Raw genomic sequence first — 16131 nt, 5'->3', positions numbered from 1 at the left:
GGTCTTCCGTCTCGCGGCCCCGACGTGGCCGTCGCTGTCCGAACGGAGCCGGAAAGAACGTCGACCGCGAGTCGCCAGCCCGGCGTTAGCCGAACATCTGGCGCATCATCGGGTGCATCTCCATGAGCTGCTCCTCGGCGATCTCCTCGTACAGCTTGTACGTGATGGAGACCGTCAGCAGCAGCCCGGTGCCGCCGACACCCCCGATGGTGCCGAGCATGTTGGCCATCACGGCCAGCAGGCCGACCAGGGCCCCACCGATGACGGTAACCTGGGGGATGTACCGCTCCAGAACCTTCTCGATGACGCCGGGGTTCTGTCGGAAGCCGGGGATCTGCATCCCGGAGCCGTGGATCTGCTGGGCCGTCGCTTCGGGGCCCATGTCGGTCGTCTCGACCCAGAACACCGCGAAGATCGCGCCACCGACGACCATGAACGTCAGGTCGACGGAGACCCGGAGCGCGATCTGCCAGAGTTCGGCCGAAGCCGCACTCCCGGCGAGCTGGGGAATCCAGTCCGCGGGCGACTGGATCGGCGAGATGTAGTAGAAGAACCCGCCGATCGCCTGTCCGTTGGAGTCGTAGACGCCGAGCCAGGCGGGCATCCCGTTCCCGAGCTGGGCCTGCAGGATCCGCCCCAGGAACTGGAGGTTCGCCTGCAGTGCCCGCACGAGAATCATCGGCAGGACGCTCGCGTAGATCAGCTTCACCGGGAAGCGACCACGCGCGCCCTTGACTCGCGCGTTCGACAGGGGAATCTCGACCCGCACCGACTCGGCGTAGACGACTACCACGAAGATGAAGATGGTCGTCACCAGTCTGATCAGCCCGAACTGCGGACTCATCAGCACCTGCTGGAGGCCCGCGCCGAACAGCGACCCGATGGGCTGTTCGCCGATGGCGATCAGAATCCAGGACGGGAAGAACCCGACCTGTTCCGACCCGATTCCGGGGAGCGCGAAGAAACCGCCGATGAGACGCTGGCTGACCCCGGCGACGATGAACAGCCCGACACCGGAGCCGACGCCCCACTTCGAGATGACCTCGTCCATGTAGAGGATGAGGATCCCGCCGAGGAAGATCTGGGCGAACAGGAGCATCTTGACACCCATCAGGCCGATACCGAGGCTCTGAGCGACCGCCGGACTCGGCGGCAGGAACCCACCGGCAAAGACCATCGGCAGCCCCGTCAGGATGCACATCACGACCACCAGCAACTTCTGGAGGCCCTGGTACAGCACCTGATCACGGGGGTTGTTCTGGGTGTCGAGCCCCAGCAGGTCGGCACCGCCGAGCAACTGCAGGACGATGGACGCGGTGACGATGGGTCCGATCCCCAGCTGGAGGATCGTCCCCTGCCCGCCGGCGAGGATCGAGCGGAAGCGCCCGAAGATGTCGCCGCCTGCCGTGCCCAGTCCGTACAGGTAGACGTTCGTCAGGAAGAAATACAACACCAGCACGCCGGCTGTCCAGGCCAGCTTCCGCTTGAACGGAACGTGGCCCTCCGGTCGCGCGACCGAGGGCATGCGGGTGAGTACCGGTTCGGCGGTTTCTTTCCAGCCCATACTACGCGGACCCTTCTTCCTCGCTTGTATCAGTATCGGATTCGTCTTCGCGCTCGGCCTGTCGCTTCTCGCCGCGTTCGGTGAGTTCGGCGCTGCCACCGGCCGATTCGAGCAGTTCGCGGGCCGAGTCCGAGAAGTCGTCCGCGACGATGGTCAACTCGTTGCGGACCTGGCCGCCACCGAGGACCTTCACCGCGTCGACCTCGTGGCCGTCCTCGACGACGTCCCGGACGTCGATCCGGTAGCCGTCGCCGTCTTCCTCGGCGACGCCGTCGGCCGCCAGCAGGGCGGCGTCCTCGTCGAGTTCGCGGACGTCGATCTCCGCGATCTCCTCTTTGAGCTTCTGGGGTCGCTTGAAGCCGGACTTGCCGAGCGGTTCGTAGTTGTGGAACTCGTGTTTGTCGCGACCGGCACGGCCACGGCCACCGCGGTGGCCCGCGCCACGACGGTTCTTGTGACTGCCGCCACCGTGCGTGCGTGTGCCGCGCTGTCGTTTCTTTTTGCTCGTCATTGTTATCGCATCGCTGTGAGGAGATCGTCGATCTCCTCGGTACTGTGTTTGCCGAGTTGTCCGCCCGTCGCGGCCGGTCCCTTCAGCCCGTCGTGGCCGCCCCGCGGCGGGTGCAGACGGAGCACTGGTGCCAGCCCCTGCTCGCGCAGGGTCGTCTCCTCGGCGACCAGTGCGAAGGCCAGGCCCTCGACGGAGTCGTAGTCGGTGTTGTCGTCGACCCACTCGTCGTCGATGTCGGCGTCGCCCTCCAGGGGCTCGCCGCGGGTCTGCAGGAGCGTCTCGACGGTCTGCTGGCTGGGTTCGCCGTAGGCGACGTAGTCGTTGACCTTGTGGATCATCCCGCGGTAGGCGTCGGTCTCGGGGATCAGCGTGCAGTGGTTCACGTCGTGGACGTTCAGCATCTCCAGCGTGTCGCTCACGTCCTCGGCCATGTTCACGTCACCGCGGAGCTGGACGAGTGCCTGCATCACTCGATCACCTCTCGTTTCTCCATGGTCCGCTGGGGGACCCGGGCCTCGGCCGTGTTGCGAAGCGCGTTGAACGTCGCCTTCGCGAAGTTGACCGTGGTCCGCGTGTTCCCCGACGAGCGGGTCCAGATGTCTTCGATCCCGGCGAGTTCGAGGACGTGCCGGACGGTCTCCCCGCCCGCCAGTCCCAGCCCGCGCGGCGCGGGCTGGAGTTCGACCTCGACGCTGCCCGCCTTGCCGGTCGTCCGGAGCGCGACGGTGTGGGGTCGCCCACAGCCACACTCCCAGGACCCGCAACCGCGGGACACGTCGATCAGGTTCAGCTTGCCGATGTCGATGGCCTTCTGGATCGCACCGCCGACCTGGTCGTCACGCCCCTCGGCGTAGCCGACGAGGCCGTCGCGGTTGCCCACGACGACGACACACCGGAACTTCACCCGGCGGCCGGAGTCGGTCATCCGCTGGACCATGTTGATGTCCAGCACTTCGTCTTCGAGGTCGGGGACCAGCTGGTCGACGACCTCCGGTTCCTTCAGCGGCAGGCCGGAGTTGAGGGCCTCCTGCATCGAGTCGATCTCGCCCTCCTGTACCTTCCGACCGAGCCGCGTGCGCGGTTCCCATCCGTTGCTCATAGTTCAGCCTCCATCAGTGTCTCTCGCACGTCGCTGAAGTGCGACGGCAGGTCCGTGGCGTCGAACTCGCCCGAATACAGCGGCTCGTCGAGCTGTTCGGCGTACTCGGCGATGTGTTCGCCGCTGGTGCGCTCCCAGTCGGCGAGCACGCTGTCGTTGTGGGGGATCTCGAGCCCGGCGTCGATTGCACCTTCCTGTACTGCAAACACCTTACTGCCCGGCGTGGCGGTGTTGAGGCCGATGTCGAGCACGGCCTCCTCGAATCCGTTCGCCAGCGCGCGCTTGCCAGCCAAAAGCCCCGTGAGATAGGCGGCGGGCAGGTTCCCCGTGGGAGCCTCCCAGCCGAACTCGTCGAGGTCGCTGGAGTGTGCGCTCGCGACCGTCTCGTCGCCCTGCGGGCCAGTGACGATCAGCTGCGCCGTAGTGTGCTGGTTGCTCTTCCGAGCGACCAGCCGGGGTTTCCCGGATTTCAGCAGGCGCAACCTCTGATGGTAATCCGTTCGTGCCTCGCGGCGACGCCGCATCGGCACTTTGTATCGTGGTCCTGTTGCCATTGTCATTCGCCTCCGTACTGATTGTCGATGAATCGCTCCATGTCGGCGACACTGTCGAACTCGCCACCGCCGGCCTTGTCGTAGAGGTCGCGGTACTCCGAACTCGACAGGTCACCGTCGTCTCGCATCTCGCGGAGCCGATTCCGCTGTGCGCGGATGCGGCTCTCCCAGTCCTCCTTGGGGTCCTGACGGCCGCCGGCCTTCCCCTTCCGGGAGCCGGCGTTCTTCTGGTGCCCGTAGGCGCGCTTCTTCGCGCGTTCGCGGGCCCGGCCGCGTGAGTTGCCCTTCGCGTCCTCGGACTGGATCACGCCCTGCTCGATCAGTTCTCGAACGTCCTCGCGGGTGATCGCGTCGGCGATCTCGCCCTGCTCGTCGGGGTCGAACCAGACTTTGTTCTTCCCGACGTCCAGGATGTCCGACGCGAGCCGTTTCTGTGCGCTCAGATCCGTCATTCTTCGACCTCCACTTCGACGTAGGTGGGATTGAGGACGCGCACGCCGCGGTCCTCGGCTTCCTCCTCGATCCGTTCGCGCTTGCGCGCACCGACCTTCGAGGCGATCCGGACCGCCTCGCGGTCGCCGTCGACGCCTTCGAGGTCGTCCACGTTGTGGACGCGAACCTCCTCGAAGCCGCTCGGGTGCTTGCCCCGAACCGCTTTCGGGGTGCGGAACCCGGCCTCGACGGTGTCGCCTTTGCCCTTGATGCCGCGGCGCTGCTTCGAGAGCTGGCCGCGCGGACGACGCCACGAGGTGGGCACCCGCTTTTTCTTGTGGTAGTCCTGCCGGTTGAACTGCGGTTTGCCCTCGCGGCCCCGCTGGTTCAGCAGCCGTTCCTCGTTCTCGCTGAGGTCCGGCGTCTTCTCGGTCAGGCCACGGGCCCGCAGTTCCGTCTCGACGTCCTCGGCCTCCTCGGGTTCGGGAGACTCGTCTTCGACTTCGGCCTCGGTCTCCTCGCTGACTTCGAGCCCGCCCACGTCGGCCTTGATGCGGGCCGCCAGGGCGTTCCCGATGCCGTCGACCTCCGCGAGGTCGTCCTGGGTCGCACCGCGCACGTCCTCGACCGTCCGGTAGCCCGCGCCTTCGAGCGCGGCCGCCTTCGAGTCGCCGACGCCGCTGATGTCGGTCAGGTCGTCGTAGCTCTCCGCGGCCTCGTCGTCGGCCTCGTCGGCCGTCTCCTCGACCTCGGCCTCGCTGTCGTCGACTTCCACGTCGCCGACTTCGGCCTTGATCCGGGCCGCCAGAGCGTTGCCGATCCCCTCGATGTCCGAGAGGTCGTCCTGTGCGGCCTCGGCGAGATCGTCGGTCGTCTCGTAGCCCGCGCCGCGAAGGGTCGCGGCGGTCTGGGGGTCGACGCCCGCGATGTCGGTCAGTTCGTCGTCGCCAGCCTGCTCGCGCTCGGCGGCGTCGCCGGCGAGGTCCTGCTCGTCGACCTGCTCGGCGTCGTCTTCGGCGGCGACTTCCTCGTCGAGTTCGTCGTTGTGTGCGTCCTCACCGCGTCCTTCGCGGCTCTTGTCTTCGTCTTCTGTCATCAGGCCTCACCTCGGTTCGGCTTCGCGGTGATGTAGACGCCGTCCTGGAACACCCGGATGTCCTTGTCCTTGACACGGGTGAGCTGTTCGATGTCGGCGGCGGTCTGGCCCACGGCCTCGATGTCCGAGCCCGACAGGGTCAGTTCCTCGCCGTCGACGCTGACCTCGGTGTCCCCGTGGATCGTCGTCCGCCGGGGCGCTTTCTCGCCGAGGAAGTTCTCGATGACGACCTCACCGTCCTCGACGCGCACCTTCATCGGGAAGTGGGAGTAGAAGACTTCCATCTCGTACTCCCAGCCTTCCGTCACGCCGTGGAACATGTTCCTGACGTGACTCTCGAAGGTGCCGACCGTCGAGTTCGTCTTGGCGTCGTCCTCGTCGCTCTGGATCACGACGGTCCCGTCGTCGACTGAGACGTCGACGTCCGGGTACCAGAGCCGGCGCGTCACACTGCCGTTGGGACCCTCGACCGTCAGGTCGAGATGGTCCATCTCGGCGCTTACCTCGTCCGGAATTTCGAGTTCTGTGCGTGGCATTGTTAGTAGACGTACGCGATCACCTGGCCACCGATGCCCTCCTCGCGGGCCTCGTAGTGGCTCATGATCCCGTGGCTGGTGGTCACGACGAGTGTCCCGTAGTCCCGAGCGGGGAGGAACCGCTTCTCCCACTTCTCGAACTCGTCAGCGCCCGCCGAGTAGCGGGGCTTGACGGGGCCACACTCGTTGATCGCACCCTTCAGTTCGACCTCGAACTCGCCGGCTTTGCCGTCGTCGACGAAGCTGAACCCGTCGATGTACCCGCGGTCGTAGAAGACCTCGAGCACGCTGCCGATCTCGTTCGAGGCGGGCGATACCGTCTGCTCCAGATGTCCGACGCTCTCGGCGTTGTTCAGCCCCGAGAGGGCGCTGGACAGCGGATCGTTGCCTGTCATGAGTATTTCTTGAAGCCCATGCCGCGTGCGATCTCGCGGAAGCACTGGCGACAGAGGTAGATGTCGTACTTGCCGACCAGTCCCTGCTCGCGACCACACCGCTGGCAAGAGCGGAGTTGCTCCGTTCGTTTCGCCGTCTGTTCGCCGGTGGGGTCACGGACCTCCTCGGTCTCCTCGCCCTCGGCGTCGGCTTCCGTTTCACTTTCGCTCATTCGTTGACCTCCACGTCGTAGGCCGCCTCGACGTACGCGACTGCGTCGTCGGGGTTGAGTCGATGGTTCGACGGGATCGACCGCGAGGCCTTGTCACGCTTGGCGACCCGGTACCCGGGGCGCACCATGTTGACCGTGACGTCCAGCCCGTAGATCCCGATGTTCGGGTCGTACTCCTGGCTCGGGAAGTCCGTGTGTTCCTCGACGCCGAAGCTGAAGTTGCCCGTGTCGTCGAACTGGGACTTCGAGAGGTCGACCAGGGGGATCGCCGTCTGGAGGAACTCGTCGGCCTCCTCGTCGCGAAGGGTGACCTTCGCGCCGATGGGGTCGCCCTGGCGGATGTTGAACTCGCCGACGGTCTCCGTGGCCGTGGTCCGGACCGGCTGCTGGTCCGTGATCTCGGCCAGGATGTCCTCGGCGTTGGCGAGTTCGCGACCGCCCTGCCCGACGCCCATGTGGACGACGACCTTCTCGATGCGCGGTTCGCGCATCTCGTGGAAGTCGCCGCCGGACTCGCTTTCGGAGCTCATTCGTCATCACCCGTGAAGTTCTCGTCGATCACGACGACGTACTCCTCGACGGTCTCGAAACCGTCGCCGTCGTCCTGTTCGACGATGACGTTGTTCTCGGAACTGCCCGGCGTGATCTGGATCTCCTCGATCCGACCGATGTCACCGGCGTGTGCGCCGGCGACCGCCGTGACGAGTTCGCCTTCCTGGTAGGGGAAGTGGGCGACGATCTCGTCGTCGTCGTTGGCGACGACGATGGAGTCGTTGCCGCCGTACTCGCTGTCCTCGTCGACGGTCAGCGTCTGGCCGTCGTGCAGGGTCAGCTGTACGTCCCCACCGGGGATGTGCTGTTTGTTGACGATCTTGCCCAGCTTCGAGCCCGCCGACTCCTCGTCGATGGGCGTCAGGGCGAGCCGTCCGCCCTCGCCGGGGAAGACCCGATAGTACTCCTCGCGCTCGGTGAACGCCAGGATGTCGAACATCCCGACGGGCCGCTCCTCGTCGGAGACCGCCTTGCCGTTGATCAGGACGTTGTCCTGGTTGAGGGCGTAGCGGGCCTCCTTCCGGGAGTCCGCGTACTCGAGCACGTCCCGCAGGACGATCAGCAGGGGGACCCCTGCCTCGCCGTGGGGACCGGCGTCGGCCTTCACGGTGAACGTCTCGGTCTTGCGCTCGACCGGCCAACTCTTGGGAACGGAGAGTCGTTTCTGGTGTTTCGTCATGCGCTATCCGCCTCCGATTCGAGTCGCGCCTGCCGCCGGTCGTCGTCGAGGTTCAGCGCCGTCACGCGGAGGTTCGACGCGTCCAGCGGACGGGGCACTTCCTCCCCGTCTGCCTTCTCCTGCGTCACGTCCTCGACGTGGACGACCTGCTCGGTCAGGTCCACGGCGACGACTTCGGCTTCCTCGCCGGCGTAGTCGCCACGCAGGACCTCGACCGTGTCGCCCTCGTTGACGCGGACGTTGCGCTGGCCGTACTCCTCGCGGAGGTCGTCGGCCAGCGTCGACCGCACCTGCGAGTGGCGCTCGTGCAGCGGCGCGCGCTCGGTCTGGGTTCGCTGTTTGTGTGGTTGTCGTGTCATACTAGACGATCATTGTCGCTGTGCTCGCGATGGAGCCGAACCGTTCGGCGACCTCGCGAGCGATGGGACCCTTGATCTCGGTCCCGCGGGGTTCCTCGTTCTCGTCGATGATGACCGCCGCGTTGTCCTCGAACTTCACGCGCGTGCCGTCCGGCCGCCGGATCGGCTTGCGCTGTCGGACGACCACCGCTTCGAGCACCTGGCGACGCATCTCCGGCGTCCCCTTGGTGACCGAGACGGTGATCTTGTCCCCGAGGCCCGCCTTCGGATGGCGGTTCAGCGTCCCGGAGTAGCCCGAGATGCTGACCACCTTCAGCTGGCGTGCGCCCGTGTTGTCGGCACACGTGATCAGCGAGCCCTTCTCGAGGCCCTGGGTGACGTCGGCACCGAGTGCCTCCATCAGTCGTCACCTCCAGCGGCGGCGGTCGCCACGCGTTCCACGACGACGTGGCTTTTCGTCTTCGAGAGCGGTCGTGTCTCTGCGATACGGACCGTGTCGCCCACTTCCAGGTCCACGCACGGGGGTGCGTGAGCCGGGACGCGCGACCGACGCTTCATGAATCGGTCGTACTTGGGCACCTTCACGTCGTACTCGCGTTCGACGATCACGGTCTTGTCCATGTCCGTGGAGGCGACCTCCCCTTCGAGCGTCTGCCCACGCACACTGAGTGTGCCGTGGAACGGGCAGTTCTCGTCGGAGCAGGCCTCCTCCGGCCGTTCTACGTTAAGTCCTAGCGCCATTTCGAATCACCTGTTCGTTCCGTGCGCCGCGCAGGCCGCGCGACCAGCCGTTCGCCCTCGACGGTGACGACCTGCTGGCCGTCCCCCTCGATTGTGAACTCGAAGGTCGCGTCGCCCTTGGGCACCTGCCACACCCGCCGCTCACCATGTTCGCCGGCCTCCGGCCGGCTCTCACGTTCCGAGGTGCTTCGCACCTCGTGCCCCTCGACGGAGAGGGTCCGCGTCGTCTCCATCACGACCTCGCCGGCGATGCCGACCAGGTCGGGGTTGGACGCGGCGACCACCCGAACCGGGCGGCCGATGAGTTCGTGTCGCGTGAGCGTCGCGGGTGTCAGTGGCATCAGTCTATTCCTCGTCCAGATCGCCTTCTGCCTCGCGGCTGACGCCGCTCGGGCTGTGAGGTGATCTCATTCGAGATCACCCTCCTCCCGGCGAATCGTCTTCAGCCGGGCGATGGCTTTCCGGATCTCTTTGATCTCGCCCGGGTTCTCCGGGCGACCACCCGCGGCCTGGACGGCCTGGGTGTTCAGCAGCTCCGTCTCCAGATCCTCGAGTTCGGCCTCCCGTTCGGCAGGCGTCATGTCGCGGATCTCGTCCGGGTGGAGAATCGTCATTGTTCACCCTCCTCGGAGTCGGTGTCTTCCATCTCGTCCATGAGTTCCTCGGCTTCCGCCTCGGTCTCCTCGTCGACCTCGGACTCGATGGCCTCGTCGAGTTCGTCGATATCGACGTCCTCGGGCTCCTCGTCGGGAACCTCGACCTCGTCGTCGGGTTCGTCGACGACTTCCTCGTCGATCGTCTCCTCGACGACTTCCTCGTCTGCCGGTTCGGCCTCGTCACCCTCCGGCGGCGCGCCCATCGCGGGCTCCTCGTCGCCGGCTTCGGGTTCGCCTTCCGGCTCGCCTTCCAGCAGTTCCTCGACGCTCTCGCCCTCGACGTCTTCGACGTACTCCTCGACGTCCGCGTCCTCGTAGATGCGGAAGTCGTCGGGGAGCTGGGCGTTCGGCGGGATGATCTTCACGTCCACGCCGATGGTGCCGAGCTTCATGACCGCCGTGCCCTGCCCGTGGTCGACGATCTCCTCTGCGGGCTCGCCGTTGTGCTTGATGTAGCCACGGTTGAACTTCTCCACGCGTGAGCGTGCGCCCGTGACTTTGCCCGAGAGGACGATCTCGGCCCCGAGTGCGCCGGCTTCCATGATCCGGTCGATGGTCGTGTGACCGGCCTTCCGGAAGTACCAGCCGCGTTCGAGGGCGTTGGCCAGGCGGTCGGCGACGATCCGGGCGTTCAGGTCCGGCTCCTCGACCTCCTGCACGTCGATTTGCGGGTCTTCGAGGTTGAACCGCTCTTCGAGTTCGGTCGTGACCTTCCGGATGTTCTTCCCGCCCTTGCCGATGACCATGCCGGGCTTTTCGGCCTTGAGGACGATCTGGGTCCCCATCGGCGTCTTGGCGACGTCCATGCCGCCGTAGCCCGCACGGCCGAGTTCGTCGGCGAAGAACTCGTCGATCTGAGTCCGCTGGAGGCCGTCCTCGATGAACTGGTGTTCGTCAGCCATCAGGCATCATCCTCCTGGAGGATCAGTTCGACGTCGACTTCCGGGGAGTTCCACTCCGTGGCCCGCCCCATCGCGCGGGGCTTGCGGCCGCGGGTCTCGCCGACCTTGTGGGCGGCGACGTGGATGATCTCCATGGCCTCACCGTCGAATCCCTGGTGGTCGGCGTTGCCGACCGCGTTCTCGATCAGGTCGAGGAAGGCCTCGCTGGCCTTCTCCGGGAATCGACCGGCGTCCCAGCCGTCGATGTCGTTGCGGTGACCGACGCCCGAGTTGTGGGACCTGAAGGGCACCGACTGCTCTTCGTCGACGACCGCTTCGAGGTACTCCGTCGCCTCGCCGGCGGTCATCCCCTTGATCTCTCGGGCGATGGCCTTGCTGTGCTTGTGGCTCATCTGCCGTTCCCGAAGCATCGCTTTCGCCGTCGTGTCCGGGTCCGGGTCGATTGAGTAGCTGATTCCCATGTGTTACTTGAGTGGCACGAACTTGGAAGACCGGGTCGCCCCGATCCCGGCCTGTCCGTGCTCGACGGATTTCCGTGTGAGCTGGAACTCGCCGAGGTAGTGGCCCAGCATCTCGGGCTCTACCTTGACGCGCTCGAAGCTCTGGCCGTTGTGGACGGCGAAGGTCAGGTCGACCATCTCCGGCAGGATCGGCATGTCGCGCAGATGCGTCCGGATCGGGTCGTTGGCCGTCTCCTCCTCGCCGGCCTCGCGGGCCTCCTCGAGCAGCTGTTCTTTCTCGTAGGACAGGCCGCGCTCGATACTTCGCCGCTGGCGTGCGGGGAGCAGTTCCGCGACCTCGTCGATGTCCATGTCCTGCAACTCCTCGAGACTGTGACCACGGTAGGAGAACTCTCCCTCGTGGCCGATCTGGTACTCGGAACTCATTCGTTACCACCCTTGCCGCCACGGCCGGTCTTCCGGGAACTGATGTCCCCGACCTTCCGGCCCGGCGGTGCGTTCCGCGAGATGGACTTGGGCTTGCCGGGGTGCTGGCGACCGCCACCACCGAACGGGTGGTCGACGGCGTTCATCGCCACACCACGGACGTTCGGCCACTTCGTCCCTCGCGCTTTCATCTTGTGGTACTTGTTACCGGCCTTGACGTGGGGCTTCTCGGTCCGACCGCCACCGGCGACGACCCCGATGGTCGCCCGGCAGTCCGGATCGAGCCGCTTGATCTCGCCGCTGGGCAGTTTCACGACCGCCACGTTGCGGTCGTGAGTCAGCAGCTGCGCGGAGACGCCCGACGCACGGGCGAACTTCCCACCGTCGCCGGGGTTGGCCTCGACGTTGCAGACCGGGACCCCTTCCGGGATCTCGGCCAGGGGCATCGTGTTGCCCGGTTCGATGGCCGCGGAGATGCCGACCTGGATCTGATCGCCCAGGCCGATCCCCTCGGGTGCGAGCACGAGGCGCTGGTCGCCGTCCTCGAACTCGACGGCCGCGACGGGTGCGCTGCGGGCCGGGTCGTGTTCGATATCGACGACCGTGCCCGAGACGGTGTCTTTGTCTTCGAGCTTCCGGTGCGACAGGTCCGCCTTGTAGCGGTGCGACGGGGCCCGGAACGTCGGACCACCGCGACCGCGTCGTTGTCCCTGAATTCGTCGTCCCATGATCAGAACACCCCGATCCGGGAGGCGATCTCTTCGGCGTCGTCCTCCTCGGAGAGCGTCACCGTCGCCTTCTTCTCGCCTTTCATCGTGACCATCGTGTTCACGTCGACGATCGACACGTCGAACTGCCCTTCGATGGCCTCGGCGATCTCGTCTTTCCCCGCACCGGAGTCGACGATGAACTGGAGCTTGTTCTCGAAGTCCATCTTGTTCATCGCCTTCTCGGTGACGTGGGGGTACCGGAGGACCGAACTCATCGCTCGGCCACCTCCTCCAGCGCGCTCTCGGTCCAGACGGTGAGCCGGCCGGGCTGGCCGCCGGGCGCGAGGTCTTCCGCGTTGACCTCACGACCGGTCGTCACGTCCGCGCCCGCGAGGTTGCGGGCGGCACGCGAGGGCTCCTCGCTCGTGACAAAGAGGATCGAGGACGGCCGACGGTACTTCCGGCCACGGGTCTTCCCCTGACCGGCCTTGATCTTCGTCTCGTCGGCGCGCTCGATGTCGGCGTCGAGACCGAGTGCCTCCAGCACGTCGACGACCTCCTGGGTCTTCTGGAGGTCCTCGAAGTCGTCGGAGACGACCACGGGCAGGTCGACGCCGTCGTCGAACTCGTGCCCGCGCTCGCGGACGGTCTCCTCGTCGGTCGTGGCCGCGACGGCCGACCGGACGGCGAGCTTGCGCTCCTTGTCGTTGATGTTCAGCGAACGATCCTTCTCGGACTTCGGCGGGTGCGCCCGGCGGCCACCGACGGCCTGGGGCACGCGACGTGCCTTGCCACCCTCGCGGGGGACGTGGGCCATGCCGCGGCCGGAGCCGAAGGACTCGGCCGGCGTTCGCAGGCCGGCGTACTCGTCGCTGCCGTAGTCCTGTTTCCGGTTTGCCTGGGCGGCGAGCACCGCCGACCGGATCAGGTCCGGTCGGAGCTGCGTGTCGAAGACATCGGGAAGTTCCGCCTCCCCGTCTTCGTCGCCGTCCAAACTGTGTACTGTCGCGTTCATCCTTGGTTACTCTCCTGAGACACGTAGCGCACCTCGGGGTCGAGGCGCGGCTGGTCGTTCGGTCGAACCGCCGGGCGGAAGCGCAGGAGGCGCTTGTCCGGCCCCGGCAGCGAGCCCTTCACCAGCGCGTACGGCCCGTCGACCTCGCCGTAGTTGACGAAGCCGCCGTCGACGGAGGGCTCGTCGCCCTCGCCCACGTCGATGAGGCGCTTGTTCAGTTCGGTCCGCTGGTGGTAGCCCATCTGCCCCTGCTGGGGGACGGTCGAGCGCACACGCGAGGGGTTCCACGGGCCGAGGTTACCGATCCGGCGCCGCCAGCCCTGGCGTTTGTGCTTGCCCTTCCGCTTTTGAACACCCCAGCGCTTGACGGGACCCTGCGTCCCCTTGCCTTTCGTGACGCCGGAGACGTCCATGTACTCGCCGGCGCGGAACACGTCGTTCATGGCGTGTTCGCCGCCGTCGTCGACGAGATCGAGCGCGAACTCGAGCCGGTCGGAAAGGGAGCCACCGCCGACGCGTGTCTCCATCACGTCGGGCTTTTTCTTGGGGACGCTGGGAACGGCGTCGGGGACCGAGTGCGTGATGACACGCACGTCCGCGAGGTCACCGTTCTCCAGCGCGGTCTGTACTTCTTCGCGCGCGCCCTCGGCGTCGTGCTCGTCGGGCAGGTCCAGCGTCCGGTCGAGTTCCGGGTGGAACTCGTCGGTCCAGACCTCCGTGAGCGGTCGCTTGCCGTAGGGCGTGTCTTCGTAGGCTCGCACGGCGACGGCGCGCATCGGCGGCGTCTCGACGACGGTAACGGGCACCGTCTCCTCCATCCCCTCGCGCGGGGAATCGGGCTCGTCGTTGATCAGCACGACGTGTGTCATGCCGGCCTTGTATCCGGCGAAGCCCTGGAGGCCCGGCTGTCCCTCGTCGTCGGGCCAGGTGTTGAAGCGCGGCACTTCGCTGCCCGACCGCTTACGCGGGCCAAAGCCCAGCGAGCCTTTGCGTGGTCTGCTTGGTTGTGGCATTCGTTGGTCACTCCGTGAGTGAGAGGCAGGCGAGCACGGCGAACATCGCTTCTTCCGTTCGCACGACCTCGCTGCCCTGATTCGGAACCGCGTTCAGCCAGAGGTCGAACCGGGACCCATCCGGTTCGTCCGCGGGTAGATCCGTCCGTTCTCGCTCGGTCTCCTCGCCGCCCTCGTCGCCGCCCGGTGGGGCGACACCGAGTATCTCCGGCAGGCCACGCTCGGGCGCTCCGAACGCGACCGTCATCCCTCGCGGCTCCGTGTCGGCGACGATGTCGCCAAGACGGTCGACACTCAGCTGTTCGCCGTGCCGTGATGTGGCAACGCGAACGCCGGCGTCGTCACGCGAGAGCTCCGTCGAGAGGTCCGACGCCTCGACGACGAATCCCGGCGGGGATTCCTCGACGAACTTGGCGCGGACCGGCCGTCGCGAAGAGACCCTGATGGAAACGCGCTCCCCCTCCGCGAGCCCACCGTCGGGCTCGGGGAGGGAGATCGGGTGTTGCAGTCCGCAATTGACCCGAACGCGTCCGTCAGATCCGACCTCGGTCACGATTCCCTGTCTTAACGACCCCGAATCGTCCGATCCGGAGCCGGTCCGTGAGGCGACGCGGAGCGGCGGCAGGACGCCCGCGTACTCCAGCTCGTCCCGCTTACCCCACGCCTCCTTTCGGAGGTATGGCGGCGTCGCGGCGTACCGCAGCACGGTTTCGACGAACCCGTCACCCCACCGGCCTTCCGCCCCGGAATCGGGGAAGACGACCAGGCGATCGACCCGGAACACCGCCGCCGCGCGGGCGACGTAACCGAGTTTGCGAGTCGCCTCGCGTTTGTCCTCGGCTTCCCGGGTCAGCGATGACGGCACGAGTACGCTGACTGTCATGCCGTGACGCTTCCACGCCACGCCACTAGACTGTGCCGAATCTACTCTACTGCCAGGGTATAAAGGACCCGCTTCGTTTGCGCGTTGCGACGCGTTCACACAGGTCAGAGAACAGCTCAAACGCCGTTCCCAGTTCGACTGCACCTTCGAACCGATCCTTGCCCAGTGTGAGCGACTGCCTACACGGGTAAATCGTGCGCCGAGGAGGGGAGACTACTTAACCTAAGTACATGTTATTTGAAGTCTATTATATTCTCCCGCACGTTTTGACTTAAACAGCCGTCAATAGCCGGGAGAATATATACACAACTTTTGTCTCATTACCGTGCTGGATGATGAACCACCACACGGACGGCGGCTCTGCGGAACCGGCGAGCGAAGCTGTGGATTCGGACAGCGGGATCTCCCGGCGGGACGTCCTCAGAACGTCGTCGACGGCAGCCGTTGGCGCGGCGGGATTCGGCGCGGTATCGGGCACGGCCTCAGCAGAGGACACCTCGGACGAAGACGAGGAACTCGACCTCGGCGTGTTCGAGTGTGTGGAAGACGGGCTGCGGATCGACTGCAACAAAACGGTCCAGCTCGACCCGTGGTGGTGGAAGGGCGACTACGACGCGGACTTCGATGTCGGCGGCCTCGGCGAGGAGGTCCTCGTCTACATCCACGGCCTCTTTGCCGAGCCCTTCGCCGAGGAGCAGGCGACGCTGCTCCAGCGGTCGACCGGGTTCGACGCCGACAACGTCGTGGCGATGAAGTGGCCGTCGTCGGGTGTGACTTACACCAAGCCCTGGGACCGGGCCGCGGAGTTCGGTCGGAAGACGGCCGACTGGATCATGGGCGAACTGTGGGCGCAGAACCCGGATACGTCGGTCACCGTCGTCGGTCACTCACTCGGCGGCCGTGCGGCCTTCAACATGCTGAACCGACTCGAAGAAGCGAACGAACAGGTCGAGAACGTCGTCGCCGTGGGGCCGGCCGACATGGCGCGGTTCGTCTGTGACCACGACGAGAGCGGCGACCGCATCTACAACTACTACGACGGCATCGAGCAGGGCGCCGAGAGCGTCTACGTGCTCTACTCCGACGACGACTTCGCGGTCGGGAGCATGCACGAACTCTGGGGCGATGCCTTCTGGTACACGCCCGACGGCGAAGGGCTCGGTGCCGAGGGCCCGACCTGTCGCAACTACCCGGACAACCTGGAGCCGGTCGACGTGAGCGACGAGGTCCAGAACCACTGTGAGTACTACAAACCCGACGGCGACACCGAGGCGCTCAGCGACGCCGTCTACGGTCGACTTTAACCCCTATATAAACTGCACCTATTGTCCGGCG

General features: G+C 66.2%; 26 protein-coding genes. 1 reads left to right on the top strand and 25 read right to left on the bottom strand.

Going from position 1 to position 16131, the window contains the following annotated elements:
* Positions 1 to 85: 85 nt before the first annotated feature.
* The 25 genes from secY to ACOZ4N_RS19115 all read right to left on the bottom strand — a co-directional run bounded on the left by secY (position 86) and on the right by ACOZ4N_RS19115 (position 14796).
* On the bottom strand, positions 86 to 1564 hold the full coding sequence (secY, locus tag ACOZ4N_RS19235; RefSeq protein WP_424017978.1) for a preprotein translocase subunit SecY: 1479 nt from the start codon (positions 1562 to 1564) through the stop codon (positions 86 to 88).
* Position 1565: 1 nt separating this feature from the next.
* Positions 1566 to 2075 (bottom strand): uL15m family ribosomal protein, encoded by a 510-nt coding sequence (locus tag ACOZ4N_RS19230; RefSeq protein ID WP_424017977.1) that lies wholly within the window; start codon positions 2073 to 2075, stop codon positions 1566 to 1568.
* Between the two features lie 2 nt (positions 2076 to 2077).
* Positions 2078 to 2542: a 50S ribosomal protein L30 gene (gene rpmD, locus ACOZ4N_RS19225; protein ID WP_424017976.1), complete on the bottom strand. Its 465-nt coding sequence runs from the start codon at positions 2540 to 2542 to the stop codon at positions 2078 to 2080.
* The gene (locus ACOZ4N_RS19220) at positions 2542 to 3174 is read right to left on the bottom strand and encodes a 30S ribosomal protein S5 (RefSeq protein ID WP_092656819.1); all 633 of its coding nucleotides are present in this window, start codon (positions 3172 to 3174) and stop codon (positions 2542 to 2544) included. Before ACOZ4N_RS19220 ends, rpmD begins: the two co-directional genes overlap by 1 nt.
* Positions 3171 to 3728 carry a 50S ribosomal protein L18 gene (locus ACOZ4N_RS19215; RefSeq protein WP_424017975.1) on the bottom strand — a complete coding sequence of 186 codons (558 nt, stop codon included), beginning with the start codon at positions 3726 to 3728 and terminating at the stop codon, positions 3171 to 3173. The genes ACOZ4N_RS19220 and ACOZ4N_RS19215 overlap by 4 nt, the downstream gene beginning before the upstream one ends.
* Positions 3729 to 3730: 2 nt before the next feature.
* Positions 3731 to 4180, bottom strand: a complete 450-nt coding sequence (locus ACOZ4N_RS19210) for a 50S ribosomal protein L19e (RefSeq protein WP_424017974.1) — start codon at positions 4178 to 4180, stop codon at positions 3731 to 3733.
* On the bottom strand, positions 4177 to 5256 hold the full coding sequence (locus tag ACOZ4N_RS19205) for a 50S ribosomal protein L32e (protein WP_424017973.1): 1080 nt from the start codon (positions 5254 to 5256) through the stop codon (positions 4177 to 4179). Before ACOZ4N_RS19205 ends, ACOZ4N_RS19210 begins: the two co-directional genes overlap by 4 nt.
* Entirely contained in the window at positions 5256 to 5792 is a 537-nt protein-coding gene (locus tag ACOZ4N_RS19200; protein WP_424017972.1) for a 50S ribosomal protein L6, read from the bottom strand. Before ACOZ4N_RS19200 ends, ACOZ4N_RS19205 begins: the two co-directional genes overlap by 1 nt.
* Positions 5793 to 5794: 2 nt before the next feature.
* Positions 5795 to 6187, bottom strand: a complete 393-nt coding sequence (locus tag ACOZ4N_RS19195; protein ID WP_424017971.1) for a 30S ribosomal protein S8 — start codon at positions 6185 to 6187, stop codon at positions 5795 to 5797.
* Positions 6184 to 6399, bottom strand: a complete 216-nt coding sequence (locus ACOZ4N_RS19190) for a 30S ribosomal protein S14 (RefSeq protein ID WP_092656832.1) — start codon at positions 6397 to 6399, stop codon at positions 6184 to 6186. Before ACOZ4N_RS19190 ends, ACOZ4N_RS19195 begins: the two co-directional genes overlap by 4 nt.
* A complete protein-coding gene (locus ACOZ4N_RS19185; RefSeq protein WP_424017970.1) occupies positions 6396 to 6929 on the bottom strand; it encodes a 50S ribosomal protein L5 in 534 nt (177 codons plus the stop codon). Before ACOZ4N_RS19185 ends, ACOZ4N_RS19190 begins: the two co-directional genes overlap by 4 nt.
* The gene (locus ACOZ4N_RS19180; RefSeq protein WP_424017969.1) at positions 6926 to 7630 is read right to left on the bottom strand and encodes a 30S ribosomal protein S4e; all 705 of its coding nucleotides are present in this window, start codon (positions 7628 to 7630) and stop codon (positions 6926 to 6928) included. The genes ACOZ4N_RS19185 and ACOZ4N_RS19180 overlap by 4 nt, the downstream gene beginning before the upstream one ends.
* Complete coding sequence (rplX, locus tag ACOZ4N_RS19175) at positions 7627 to 7989, bottom strand: 50S ribosomal protein L24 (RefSeq protein ID WP_424017968.1); 363 nt, start codon at positions 7987 to 7989, stop codon at positions 7627 to 7629. Before rplX ends, ACOZ4N_RS19180 begins: the two co-directional genes overlap by 4 nt.
* A 1-nt stretch (position 7990) precedes the next feature.
* Positions 7991 to 8389: a 50S ribosomal protein L14 gene (locus ACOZ4N_RS19170; RefSeq protein WP_077207054.1), complete on the bottom strand. Its 399-nt coding sequence runs from the start codon at positions 8387 to 8389 to the stop codon at positions 7991 to 7993.
* On the bottom strand, positions 8389 to 8730 hold the full coding sequence (locus tag ACOZ4N_RS19165) for a 30S ribosomal protein S17 (protein ID WP_424017967.1): 342 nt from the start codon (positions 8728 to 8730) through the stop codon (positions 8389 to 8391). The genes ACOZ4N_RS19170 and ACOZ4N_RS19165 overlap by 1 nt, the downstream gene beginning before the upstream one ends.
* Positions 8721 to 9071 carry a ribonuclease P protein component 1 gene (locus tag ACOZ4N_RS19160; protein ID WP_424017966.1) on the bottom strand — a complete coding sequence of 117 codons (351 nt, stop codon included), beginning with the start codon at positions 9069 to 9071 and terminating at the stop codon, positions 8721 to 8723. Before ACOZ4N_RS19160 ends, ACOZ4N_RS19165 begins: the two co-directional genes overlap by 10 nt.
* A gap of 66 nt (positions 9072 to 9137) precedes the next feature.
* Complete coding sequence (rpmC, locus tag ACOZ4N_RS19155; RefSeq protein ID WP_424017965.1) at positions 9138 to 9344, bottom strand: 50S ribosomal protein L29; 207 nt, start codon at positions 9342 to 9344, stop codon at positions 9138 to 9140.
* Positions 9341 to 10288 carry a 30S ribosomal protein S3 gene (locus ACOZ4N_RS19150; RefSeq protein WP_424017964.1) on the bottom strand — a complete coding sequence of 316 codons (948 nt, stop codon included), beginning with the start codon at positions 10286 to 10288 and terminating at the stop codon, positions 9341 to 9343. The genes rpmC and ACOZ4N_RS19150 overlap by 4 nt, the downstream gene beginning before the upstream one ends.
* A complete protein-coding gene (locus ACOZ4N_RS19145) occupies positions 10288 to 10749 on the bottom strand; it encodes a 50S ribosomal protein L22 (RefSeq protein ID WP_424017963.1) in 462 nt (153 codons plus the stop codon). The genes ACOZ4N_RS19150 and ACOZ4N_RS19145 overlap by 1 nt, the downstream gene beginning before the upstream one ends.
* A gap of 3 nt (positions 10750 to 10752) precedes the next feature.
* Positions 10753 to 11175 (bottom strand): 30S ribosomal protein S19, encoded by a 423-nt coding sequence (locus tag ACOZ4N_RS19140; protein ID WP_424017962.1) that lies wholly within the window; start codon positions 11173 to 11175, stop codon positions 10753 to 10755.
* Positions 11172 to 11903, bottom strand: coding sequence for a 50S ribosomal protein L2 (locus tag ACOZ4N_RS19135; RefSeq protein WP_424017961.1), 732 nt, complete (start codon positions 11901 to 11903; stop codon positions 11172 to 11174). Before ACOZ4N_RS19135 ends, ACOZ4N_RS19140 begins: the two co-directional genes overlap by 4 nt.
* A gap of 2 nt (positions 11904 to 11905) precedes the next feature.
* Positions 11906 to 12160, bottom strand: coding sequence for a 50S ribosomal protein L23 (locus tag ACOZ4N_RS19130; protein ID WP_092656856.1), 255 nt, complete (start codon positions 12158 to 12160; stop codon positions 11906 to 11908).
* The gene (rpl4p, locus tag ACOZ4N_RS19125; protein ID WP_424017960.1) at positions 12157 to 12900 is read right to left on the bottom strand and encodes a 50S ribosomal protein L4; all 744 of its coding nucleotides are present in this window, start codon (positions 12898 to 12900) and stop codon (positions 12157 to 12159) included. Before rpl4p ends, ACOZ4N_RS19130 begins: the two co-directional genes overlap by 4 nt.
* Positions 12897 to 13913, bottom strand: a complete 1017-nt coding sequence (locus ACOZ4N_RS19120) for a 50S ribosomal protein L3 (protein ID WP_424017959.1) — start codon at positions 13911 to 13913, stop codon at positions 12897 to 12899. Before ACOZ4N_RS19120 ends, rpl4p begins: the two co-directional genes overlap by 4 nt.
* 7 nt (positions 13914 to 13920) lie before the next feature.
* Positions 13921 to 14796 (bottom strand): putative RNA uridine N3 methyltransferase, encoded by an 876-nt coding sequence (locus ACOZ4N_RS19115; protein WP_424017958.1) that lies wholly within the window; start codon positions 14794 to 14796, stop codon positions 13921 to 13923.
* Between the two features lie 335 nt (positions 14797 to 15131).
* On the opposite strand from ACOZ4N_RS19115, the gene ACOZ4N_RS19110 reads away from it, so the two are divergent.
* Positions 15132 to 16100, top strand: a complete 969-nt coding sequence (locus ACOZ4N_RS19110) for an alpha/beta fold hydrolase (protein WP_424017957.1) — start codon at positions 15132 to 15134, stop codon at positions 16098 to 16100.
* Positions 16101 to 16131: the final 31 nt, after the last annotated feature.

Origin of the sequence: Halorientalis pallida (genome assembly GCF_049605515.1) — an archaeon.
Lineage (GTDB): Archaea > Halobacteriota > Halobacteria > Halobacteriales > Haloarculaceae > Halorientalis > Halorientalis pallida_A.
This window is presented reverse-complemented; position numbering and strand designations above follow the sequence as displayed.